Annotated in this window: 8 protein-coding genes; 4 read left to right on the forward strand and 4 right to left on the reverse strand. The window is 48.4% G+C overall.

Annotation, left to right across the window (positions count from 1 at the left end; genetic code table 11):
* Nucleotides 1–646: 646 nt before the first annotated feature.
* The 3 genes from GF401_03295 (at nucleotide 647) to GF401_03305 (ending at nucleotide 5,011) form a co-directional block, all read left to right on the forward strand.
* On the forward strand, nucleotides 647–940 hold the full coding sequence (locus tag GF401_03295) for a hypothetical protein (protein ID MBD3344068.1): 294 nt from the start codon (nucleotides 647–649) through the stop codon (nucleotides 938–940).
* Nucleotides 941–982: 42 nt separating this feature from the next.
* Nucleotides 983–3,454, forward strand: coding sequence for a hypothetical protein (locus tag GF401_03300; protein MBD3344069.1), 2,472 nt, complete (start codon nucleotides 983–985; stop codon nucleotides 3,452–3,454).
* 174 nt (nucleotides 3,455–3,628) lie between these two features.
* The gene (locus tag GF401_03305) at nucleotides 3,629–5,011 is read left to right on the forward strand and encodes a hypothetical protein (protein MBD3344070.1); all 1,383 of its coding nucleotides are present in this window, start codon (nucleotides 3,629–3,631) and stop codon (nucleotides 5,009–5,011) included.
* Between the two features lie 143 nt (nucleotides 5,012–5,154).
* Here the strand turns inward: GF401_03305 and GF401_03310 are convergent, their stop codons facing one another.
* The 4 genes from GF401_03310 to GF401_03325 form a co-directional block, all read right to left on the reverse strand.
* On the reverse strand, nucleotides 5,155–5,829 hold the full coding sequence (locus tag GF401_03310; GenBank protein MBD3344071.1) for a hypothetical protein: 675 nt from the start codon (nucleotides 5,827–5,829) through the stop codon (nucleotides 5,155–5,157).
* A 96-nt stretch (nucleotides 5,830–5,925) separates the two neighbouring features.
* Nucleotides 5,926–6,729 carry an SDR family NAD(P)-dependent oxidoreductase gene (locus tag GF401_03315; GenBank protein MBD3344072.1) on the reverse strand — a complete coding sequence of 268 codons (804 nt, stop codon included), beginning with the start codon at nucleotides 6,727–6,729 and terminating at the stop codon, nucleotides 5,926–5,928.
* Nucleotides 6,657–7,586: an aldo/keto reductase gene (locus GF401_03320; protein MBD3344073.1), complete on the reverse strand. Its 930-nt coding sequence runs from the start codon at nucleotides 7,584–7,586 to the stop codon at nucleotides 6,657–6,659. Before GF401_03320 ends, GF401_03315 begins: the two co-directional genes overlap by 73 nt.
* A gap of 184 nt (nucleotides 7,587–7,770) precedes the next feature.
* Nucleotides 7,771–9,246 (reverse strand): hypothetical protein, encoded by a 1,476-nt coding sequence (locus GF401_03325; protein MBD3344074.1) that lies wholly within the window; start codon nucleotides 9,244–9,246, stop codon nucleotides 7,771–7,773.
* A gap of 602 nt (nucleotides 9,247–9,848) precedes the next feature.
* Between GF401_03325 and GF401_03330 the strand changes: the two genes are divergently transcribed.
* Nucleotides 9,849–10,700 (forward strand): TIGR02147 family protein, encoded by an 852-nt coding sequence (locus tag GF401_03330; GenBank protein ID MBD3344075.1) that lies wholly within the window; start codon nucleotides 9,849–9,851, stop codon nucleotides 10,698–10,700.
* Nucleotides 10,701–10,713: the final 13 nt, after the last annotated feature.

A 10,713-nucleotide genomic window follows, 5' to 3' on the forward strand; every position in this document is an offset into this window, starting at 1 on the left:
AGCCAAATTAGCGTCATCGGCGTTCAACAATCAAAATAATTGTATAACGTAAACTTCGATTCAATTACGATAAAAAAATCGGGCTATATTGACTGCAATGTCAGTTATTTTCGATATTTCAATTTATTTTGGACAGTACTGAGTTATAGTATAAATTAATGTATAGTAAAAATAAATGATTTCGATCGGTTTCCGGTAATAATCGCAAAATCGCAGGCCGCTGGAGTGAATGCAAAGAATGTAAACCGGGTTACGAGCAGGGTGTTTCAGAGGCATTAAATGACAGTTTTATGTTCCAAAACACTCGATAAAAAATTTTGAAAGGTTTAAAATAGTTCAGGGGAAAAGGCATGCAATGAGATTTTTAAGCTTCGAAACAGGATCGATTTGGTTTGGAAATTTAAAACGACGAGGATTCAGGCCTCGCCTGAAACGTATTTTAAGATACCATATTCACTCCAAAACGATAAATGTAGCTGTTAAGCACTATAAATATTTCTTTTATTCTAATTATTGACCTTGTCCGGTTTCCACAATTGAGAAAGGAAGAAAAATATGATGGGCCGTCAAAATGAAAAACACAGTCGCATTAGTAAATATGCAGTTTGCGGTGTCCGGAGGTGTAAATATTTTGCCGGGAATTTCTATGCACATTTTTGAAGTACTGATGTTAATCTGTTTTGGTATCAGCTGGCCGATTTCGATATTCAAGGCGCTTCGGACAAAAGAGGTCCGGGGAAAGAGCTGGGTTTTTATTGCTGCTGTCGGTTTCGGGTATATTAACGGGATAATTCATAAGCTGGTCAACTCATTTGACTGGGTTATCTGGTTGTATGTATTTAACCTGATAATGGTGACAACAGATTTGTTGCTCTATTTCCGTTATCAAAAGTTACTCGAAGAGATTACTGCTCCTCGATTGCAAAAGAAAAACGCATAGGGTTCGGAGATTTATATTCTCCGGCATGTGGAAGGGCCTGGTATGATGTATAGTGCAAACGACCGGTTTACAGCGCCGTCGGATGAAATTGATTCCCGTATCGAAACAATTCTGAGCAAGCTTTCGCTTGAGGAAAAAATCGATCTTCTCGGCGGTGAAGGCAAAAACACGCAATGCAATGAAAAGGCAGGCATTCCGGCATTCAAGATGTCTGATGGACCGGTGGGGGTGCACTGGTGGACCGAGACATCGACCGCCTATCCCGCACTGATTTGTGCTGCTGCGACCTGGGATCGTGAATTGATCGGCAAGATGGGCTGGGCGTTGGGCCGCGACTGTCGTGCACGCGGTATCCATATACTGCTTGCCCCCGGCGTTAATATATACCGCGCCGCTTTCTGCGGACGTAATTTCGAATATCTTGGTGAAGATCCCTTTTTGTCGTCATCGATGGTGGTGCCCTACATACAGGGTGTGCAAAGTCAGGGAGTAAGCGCAACGGTCAAACATTATGCGCTCAATTTCCAGGATTATGATCGGCACAATGTCAGCTCTGATGTCGATGAGCGAACCTTGCATGAAATCTATCTTCCCGCGTTCAAGTCCGCTGTGGAGGAGGCCGGGTGCGGGTGCGTAATGTCTGCGTATAATCTTGTAAACGGTATTCATTGCTCGGGAAATAATGAGCTTCTCAATGAAATTCTGAAAATGGAGTGGAAATTTGATGGTGTCGTGATGTCCGACTGGATATCGACCTACAGTGCAGTTGATGCCGCCAATAACGGCCTCGATCTGGAAATGCCCAGAGCCGAATGGCTTAACCGTGAGTATCTGTTACCCGCGGTAAAGGACGGCCGTGTTGCTGAGAAGGTGATTGACGACAAAATCAGGCGCCTGGTGCGGCTGGGGCTCTGCTTTGGATGGTTCGATCATGAACAGCTCGACTCATCGATACCAGAGGATGATCCTGAAACCGCCGCCGTTGCACTCGACATTGCACGCAATGGAATCGTATTGCTTAAAAATGAGGATAATCTCTTACCCTTCGAGGCGGAAACCGTACAAACTATCGCGGTTATTGGACCCCATGCAGCGAAGCCGGTTATCTGCGGCGGAGGGAGCGCCTATACCACGCCTGATCATGTGATGAGCATCGTTGACGGCCTTCGCATGCTGACTGGTGATGCAATCCAAATCGAGTATTATCCGGGGCTGATGCCGTGGCCTGATATCGATTCCTTTTTGAATGCTTCGTTTACCACTCCTGACGGTCAGGCCGGTCTGCATGGTGAATATTTCAAAAACGATAATTTCGAAGGAGCGCCCGATCTGGAGCGAGTCGATGAGCATATCTGCTTTAAATGGGCCAATAAGGCGCCGTCCGAAGAGTTTGAAATGGAAGGTGTCTGTGTTCGCTGGCGGGGAAGCTTTACGCCTGAGGAGAGTGGTGTCCATACTTTTTATGTCCAATGTGCCTTTGGAGAATATTACCTGCGCATTAATGGAAAAGAAATACAGAACAACAAAACTGATTCGGCGCAGGATTGTGTTCAAAGTATCCAGATTAGCTGCAGGGGTGGGCTACGATATGAGATAGAGCTTGGATTTATCAAATCGGTCAAAGAAGCATCAATACGATTTGGCTATCAGAATACATCCATGCTCGAGCGCTGGTATCATGAGGCGCTTGAAGGGGCACGGATGGCTGATGTGGTAGTTTATGCGACGGGTTTTATAACTTCGGTCGAATCGGAAGGCTACGACCGGTCATTTGGATTGCCGCCGGAGATCGATACATTCATTAACCGGCTTGCGAAAGCAAATCCCCGTCTGGTGCTGACCCTCCATGCTGGCGGGAATGTCGATATGCGCGCCTGGTATGAAAATGTGAAGGCTTTGCTGTATGTCTGGTATCCCGGTCAGGAAGGCGGCACTGCGATTGCAGAAATTTTATCGGGACTCTGCAATCCGAGTGGTAAATTACCCGCCACATTCGAAAAACAACCGCAGGATCGATCGTCTTTTGATTGCTATCATCCTGAAAACGGAGCGAAGCGGGTTAAACTGACCGATACGGTTTTCGGCGGATACCGTCACCATGACAAAACCGGCATTGCTCCGCGGTTCCCCTTCGGTTTCGGATTGAGCTATACGATCTTTACCTACGAAAATATCCGTCTCTCGAAGTCGAGGATGAGCGCCGGTGATACGCTGAGGGTCACTTTTGATATTGTCAATACGGGGGGACGGCCCGGAGCAGAAATCGCTCAGTTGTATACCGGTTGTCGATCGTCCCTGGTACCGCGGCCGGTTAAAGAACTGAAAGGCTTTACCAAAGTGCACCTCGATACCGGGGAGCGGAAAACGGTGGATATCGACATTGTCCCAAAGACCCTTGCTTTCTACAATGCTGGCCCTCATGAGTGGCAATCAGAGCCAGGAACATACGATGTATATGTGGGAGCATCCTCTGCCGATATCCGACTGATGGTTCCATTTGAGCTTGTCGATTGACCGGGTGCACGTTCAATAAAATGCTGCATGTATTCAGGCCCGAAACCCTATCGGCCGGATTAAAATAGTAGACGATACGAGATATATGTATATTTCTTAATAGTATGAAACAGTGGCGAAATTTCATGCTGGTTTGAAGCATGTGGCCGCTGCAAGGTTATTCCCAAATAGTCGATGAAAGGATGCCTCATGACTTACTGTCGCCAATATATGTCGAGACTCATTTCCATATTCATCCTTCTTGGAATCGCAGCAGCAATAACTCCGGCGCTTTATGCCGCTCAGACAATTTCTGCCGATAATCCCGCTTTCCATTATGCCGGACGGGTCGATGATACCGATCCATCGAATGTCCATCTCAGTTGGCCGGCTACGCGGATCGAAATCCAGTTCAGTGGAAGTGAGCTTGAGATTCTGCTTTCAGAGCAAAGCGATGTGAACAAATATAACATTCTTATTGACGGCCAGGTGATAGAAACAATAACAACACAATCCGGCACGGACCGTCACCAGATAAGCGGATCGCTGTCTTCGGGGAATCATTCACTGACCATTTTCAAAATTACCGAATCGGCGGAAAGCCATTCAACTTTCAGCGGTATCGTTATTGCCGACGGCGCTTCTGTTGCTGCGGTTCAGAAAAATCCATCGAGGAAAATCGAATTTATCGGTGATTCTCATACTGCAGGCTTTGCGCTGGGCGGTGACTGGGGGCTCGATGACGCTTCGAAATCCTATGCGGTGCCGGCATCGGAGGACCTGAATGCCGAGTACCGGTTAATTGCGATCAGCGGTATGGGGATTGTGAGGAATTATGGAGAGGACGGCGCAACCTCCGACGCCACGATTCCCGACTATTTTATGAGAACATCGGTGAATGAACCGTTCCCGCAATGGGATTTTTCTGAGTGGAAACCGGACATTGTCGTTGTTAATGCCGGGGTCAACGATTTTGCCGAGATCAACGATCCGGGCGCAACGGTCGCGTCCGATCAGAATTTCACCGACGGCTACCGCGATTTTCTCACGACAATCCGGACCGCCTACCCCGGTGTGCAGTTGGTCCTTGTCAGCCCCTACGACCGTTGCGGATCGGGCACGCATGCAAAGGAAGTTATCGACGCTGTCTACGATGCTGAAGTAAACAGCGGATTTACCGATGTCCATTCTTTTACCTATCCCAACTACCATCGTGACAAGTTTGAAGTCTGTCATCCCAGCGTCTCGTATAACGCGGAGATTGCCGAGGCGCTGGTGGCGGTGATTAACAGCATCGAAGTTAACGTGCGCTATCCTTATCGTGTTGCGGGGGGATATGAGGCCATGTTCTCATCTCGCCTGGATCGGTCACGGAATACGCTTATACTTGCCGATGCCAATACCGGCATACGCTCGCTTGAGCTTGTCCGGGGCGATGGAAGTATCGTGCGTTCATGGCATGATGTGCGACCGTCACAAGCCCTGACAATCCCTTCACCGGCGACCGGGACATATTTCTGTCGCTATGAATTATCCAACGGCTATAACGGCGTGAGTGTGATTGCGGCGGTGCGGTAGGAGATTGGTACGATTATCCTGAGCAGTTACTTTTAAGCTGCGGCATAAAAATTATCCGGCACTTGCGTACCAGATTTGGCTAATAAAGTCGACAGAGGAAAATCCGCGATTCTACCGACTTCGGGCATTGAAATACTATCGGTTCAGAGAATCTTCCCGGCTTTTACGGATGTTTGTCTCACCGCACACCACGCAAGCATTCGCACCAAAATAGCTTGCCAGATTTTATTGTTCCAGACCTCCGGAAAATGCCCCGGCGACAGATAGGCAACACGCCCTTTACCCTCAGCTCGCGACCAGGCCATGGGGTGGACCTCGTCGTTATAAAGAGCTGCCAGGCAGATCTCGATATCGGGATTGCAGGTATGAAGGTAAAATTCATCGGTAACAGTAAAAGGCGCAATCCCTTGAGTAAATTGATTCCTTGAATGGAACGGGTAGAGCGTAACCTCAAAGGGTTTCGGGTGTTTCTCGAACCGGCCGCCGATCAGCTCCTGATAATTTCGGTTCCTTTTTCCGCTTATCGATGCTCCATGCACGCCCAGCAGTCCTTTGCCGCTCTGTACCCATTTGCGTAACGCCTTCGTTTGCGCCGGTTTCAGGTCTTTCCCAATCCGTTTGCCGTCGAATGCATTGCCCAGGGAAGTATACAACAGTACCGCATCAAAGGAGCTGTTGTGCAGTTCCGTAAAGCAGGTGTGGTCTCCGGTTACCTCGATATGATATCGTTGCTTACGCAAAAACGGAACAATCGTGGATTCGAATCCGTCAAAATCGTGCCAGGCGCCACCGAGAACCAGTAAAATATTTTTGCCCATTTGTAAAAAATCTCCTTGAAGAATTGGGGTGGTGGAGTATTGGAGTGATGGAGTGTTGGATATGCCATCGCTCCACTACTCCATTACTCCAGCTCTTCACCACCTCATCGATTCGCCGTCAAGCTGAAAAAATTGTGGTGTGTCGTCGTTTCCTGGTCCTGTTATCGATTCATATAATCGATCCGCGGATTCCCGCGGAGCGAATGCGGCAAGGGGAGAGCCCATTCCCGATCGCATCCAGCCGGGATGTGCTGAATACACGCTGAATCCTTTGGGGCCGAGATAGTTCTGAAGCAGCCGTGTTTGCATGTTGAGTGCGGCTTTTGACATACTGTAGCCGAACCATGATTTGCGTCTGCAATCGATAATACTGCCGGCCTCGGAAGATATATTCACAATCCGCTTGTATGATCCTTTGCGCAAAAGGCCAACAAACTGTTGCGTGACCCGCAAGGGGCCGACAGCGTTGACATCGAGCACCTGCTGCACCATATCGAATTCAAGCTTTTCGAGCGTGATATCTTTGTCGGGATTGATTCCTGCATTGTTGATAAGGATATCCAGCGAACGTGTATGCTTTAAAATTTCATTACGGGCAGCTTTGATCGACTGCAAATCGGTAACATCCAGAATGACGGGGAAAAGAGCCGGGTTGTCGATGTTTGTAACCGGAGAATCTGAAACAATCCATCCTGCAAAGACGATCCAGTTTTCGGAAAGGAATTTCCGGACAAACGCCAGTCCCAGGCCGCTGTCGGTGCCGGTGATAAGGACGGCGCCTTTTTTGTTTGATTGTGAATGATCTGTGGCCGGCATCGGGCTTTTTATCACCGAAGCGGGTTTCCGTTTATCGCGTCCCATAAAATCGTGCATCCTGCCGAATCGAGCCTTCTTTTGCATTCTTCGTATAGCTCTTCCGTCAATGGACCTTTTTGTGCTGCGTCAACATTTTCTTTCAGATGATCTGTACTTGACGTGCCGACAATGACCGTTTGCGCCCCTGGATGGGTGAGCACGAAGCGGAGCAGAAAGCCGGCCGGCGTTTCGCCGTCATCGAACAGCTCTGCAATGTTTGACTGTTCAAAATATGCCCATTTTTCATCGCTGTTTCGACCGGCGTCACCCTGGGCAACACCCCCGCGGATTATTGTGCCCCGACCCCGCGCGGCAACGTCGGAGATAATTCGTTCCTCATTGCGCTCCAGCCCGGAATAGGCCATCTGGAATGCTTCCAGAAAATCCCATTCGATAAATGTCTTAATAAAGGGCATGGTCGTGCTGATTGCGCCGTGGCGGATTTTTCCCTGCGCTTTTAAATCCTCAATCACCGCTGCAATCATGTCCTTCGAGATCCTGTCGGGCTTGGGATTGTGAAGCTGCCAGATATCGATATAATCGGTTTTTAAAAGTTTTAGACTGGCGTCGATGTTTTCCCGAAGGGTTTGTTCTTTAAAATCATGGGAGATGTCCCATTCGCCCTTATCGTGGCGGGTTATGGCGCCGCCGCATTTGGTGGCAAGAATATATTCGCTCCGCCGGTGAGCAATGCATTTTCCGATCGTTTCTTCGCTGATACCATAGCAGGGGGCGGTATCGATAAAATTGATACCGCTGTCGAGCACACTGTTGAGTAGTCGGTCGGCATGCGGCAGATCGATGCCCCGTCCGTTCCATACCTGTGGCCCGCGCAGCTCCATGGCACCGTAGCCCAGAGCAGAAACCGATATGCCCGTATTTCCAAGAGTTGTATGCTTCATGAAAGCTGTATCCGGCTAATAAAATGTTAATATGGAAAAGAATAATTGCCGGAAAAAATATACGTTCTGCGCTGCGTTATCAAAGCCGATCAGCGTTATTATTTTTTCCTGCACTTCTTGAGGATATCCGGTATGGTGCAGTGCTCAAAGAGGTTGGTGGCTCTTACTATTCCGGTATTGTTCCTTATTCCTGCACAGCAAGCACCGGCGCCCAGAATGTAGTCGACGGATTTTTCAACTCGCATTCATCGACCGAATAATTGTCCTGAACGCCGATCAGCAGGGAGTCGGCAACACTACTCATGGTCAGGTACCCGTCGGTGACGGAATCCGGTATTACCCAGCGGAAAAAGCCGATTGCTCCCTGGTATACGGAAGGGGCGTTGTCTTCAAGCGGGCCTTCGCCGGAAGGAAAGAAAAATGTTTTTCCATTATCCGGACTGATTGCTATATCAAGACCGCCATCGGTGCCCCGGGGGGCCAGCGACCATATCAGCTCGATGGTATCACCGATATGATAGATTCGCCGTTCGGAGGGTTGGAGGAGGGCGACACGCTTGCAAGTGTCAACCGATTGACCGGTGAGCGCAGCGAACAGGGCATTCCACTGACTTCGCCGCTGCGATCGCTCTTCGACAAAATGATAAAGATCGGGATGAACATCTTCCTGCGAAGAGCACCAGAGATCCCCGCGCGTGGCGCCCTGCTGCATGCTGGTGACATTGATCGCCTGCCGTGTTTTCCAGTTGGCGATAACATGATCATTGCCGGTTTCTCCGTTGGGGCCGGTTGAGCCGCAATCGGAAGTAAACCAGTAATCGGAATTGCACGACCAGCCGTTGCAGTTACCGGAGCCGGTAACTGGATCACCGTCGGTGAGATTGGCGGTCTTTTCGGTATTGGTAAACCGAAGCATTTCTTCGGTACCCTCAATATCAATGAAATTATTGGTATTATGACCGCCTTCCCAGGCAACCAGAAATCGACCGAAAGGGGCAACGCTGTTGCCGCACCCGACACCACCGACTCCATCGATGGCTACCGGGATGGCATTGCTGTCGTTTTCAGGAATCTCATATAACCTGCGGCCGTTTTCACACAGTGAACTGTCATCGGGAAAACAGCCGCCGCCCCGTACATGCATCCATCTGGCATCGGCGGAAAGATCGCCGAAACATCCTGCTTTATTCATGATCAGCTTTGCATGGGTCGCTTGACGAATTACCGGTGTTGCACCTGAAGAATCGATATATATTTTCATCAGCCTGTTCGCAACAGTGTAATCATCGTTGCGGTAATTGATATCGTAGTACCATTTATTATCGGTGCACCACCAGAGCGCCTGAGGAGGATGATCGAATTCAGCAATTTTCATGACTGTGCCGCTGTCGACGCTCACAACCGAAAGCACGCCCCAACCGCCGCCGGAGAAATCTATAAATGCAATATAGCTGCCGCTTTGATCGATGCTGGGAGAACGGGCAGATTCGGCCAGAAATTTGCGGCTGATCACCTCATCGTTCTGAATTTTTGCACAGAGTAACCTTCCCGGCCTGGGGAGATGATGTTCGTTACCACCGATAATCGTGACAGCGTAGCCGTCAAGCCCGTAACCGGCAGCAATTATCCCAATGATATACAATAAAACATAATGCCTCATGTTAAACCCCCTTACAACAGAATGTCTTTTTTTAAAGAACCCTATGTGCATTGGTTAGTTGAAATGAAAACACATAGGTCGGTAGCAGTTAATGTAGTGAAAAAATGACGATAAATACCCCTATATATCTGCATTCATTGTACTTTGAATTGGCTTTAGTGGCATTTAATATAACAGGAGGTTCGGGTTTGCCATTAATGATTTCAGCAAAATAAAACTAATTAGGGGAATTAATGAACAAAATTGCTTTTGCAGGTTTGCCGATTATCTTTTGCCTGGCTGCCGGGCATGCGCTCAGCGGCATTTGCGTGTCGGATTATAACGGCCCCGAAATCAACGGAAAGTAAAACCGGAGACAATAGCAAAGCATGCATTCTTTCCAACGATTATGTGTACTGCAGAGAAATACAATGCTGTGTAATAATGATATAACTAATATAAAATCAGAAAGTTACAGATTGATTTGTGTACATTTCGTACACATATTTTCATGCAGAAGCAAGATTTTGTATGCGCGGCCCTGTTTTTATGCGTATATTTATATAATCTGGGCATAGCATGACATAGTAATAGTATTGTTTATTTGTGGCCGGCGAGCACCGATGAAATCCATCTACGACTTTGTCGATTACCGTACGTATCTTTCTTATTATTACGATGAGAAGAAGCGTTCGACCCGTCATTTTTCCTACCGATATTTTGCCAATAAAGCCGGAATCAATTCATCCTCGTTTTTAAAGCATATTATCGATGGCCGCCGTAACCTGACGCCGAAAATGATGGAGCGGTTCTGCACGGCACTTGCATTTTCGCCTCGCGAAGCAACGTATTTCATACACCTGGTGTTATTTAATCAGGCCAAAACTGCTCGTGAAAAGCAGGAGCACTATTCGGTATTGCGCGACATGATCGGCGGCGTGCGTGAAGGGGTTTTGAAATCAGCGCAGTACGATTATTTTGATAAATGGTATAATTCCGTGATTCGCGAGCTTGTTTGCCTGCACGATTTCGGCGACGATTATCAGGCTCTCGCCCGGGCTGTTTCACCGCCCATCACCCGGTCGCAGGCTAAAAAATCGGTTGCTCTGCTGCTGAAACTAGGCCTTCTGAAAAAAAACGACAGCGGAACGTATGAACAAACACAATGTGCGATCACCGCCGATGATTCCATTACCACCATAGCGCAGCGTACCTATGTTGGACACATGATCGATCTTGCCGAGTCGGCACTCGAACGCTTTGACAAAAGCCGCCGCCATATCTCCACCATGACTCTCGGAGTATCACCGGCTACCTACGATATCCTGATCGCCGAGATCAACGCGTTCAAAGACCGTGTGAAGCGGATTGTCAGCCTCGACAAGCAGAGCACTCGTGTCTGTCAGTTGAACTGCGCTATCTTTCCGGTCAGTGAAGATATCGGGCGCCCGCAACAGGAGGAGGAAAGGCAATGATTCTCCTTCTTAT

This window comes from Chitinivibrionales bacterium, assembly GCA_014728215.1.
Taxonomy (GTDB): Bacteria; Fibrobacterota; Chitinivibrionia; order Chitinivibrionales; family WJKA01; genus WJKA01.

What these genes read in the sequence shown, in the direction of transcription:
- GF401_03295 (MBD3344068.1), top strand. Translation starts at nt 647, where the DNA reads ATGCACATTTTTGAAGTACTGATGTTAATCTGTTTTGGTATCAGCTGG.
- GF401_03300 (MBD3344069.1), top strand. Translation starts at nt 983, where the DNA reads ATGATGTATAGTGCAAACGACCGGTTTACAGCGCCGTCGGATGAAATT.
- GF401_03305 (MBD3344070.1), top strand. Translation starts at nt 3,629, where the DNA reads ATGAAAGGATGCCTCATGACTTACTGTCGCCAATATATGTCGAGACTC.
- GF401_03310 (MBD3344071.1), bottom strand. Translation starts at nt 5,829, where the DNA reads ATGGGCAAAAATATTTTACTGGTTCTCGGTGGCGCCTGGCACGATTTT.
- GF401_03315 (MBD3344072.1), bottom strand. Translation starts at nt 6,729, where the DNA reads ATGCAAAAGAAGGCTCGATTCGGCAGGATGCACGATTTTATGGGACGC.
- GF401_03320 (MBD3344073.1), bottom strand. Translation starts at nt 7,586, where the DNA reads ATGAAGCATACAACTCTTGGAAATACGGGCATATCGGTTTCTGCTCTG.
- GF401_03325 (MBD3344074.1), bottom strand. Translation starts at nt 9,246, where the DNA reads ATGAGGCATTATGTTTTATTGTATATCATTGGGATAATTGCTGCCGGT.
- GF401_03330 (MBD3344075.1), top strand. Translation starts at nt 9,849, where the DNA reads ATGAAATCCATCTACGACTTTGTCGATTACCGTACGTATCTTTCTTAT.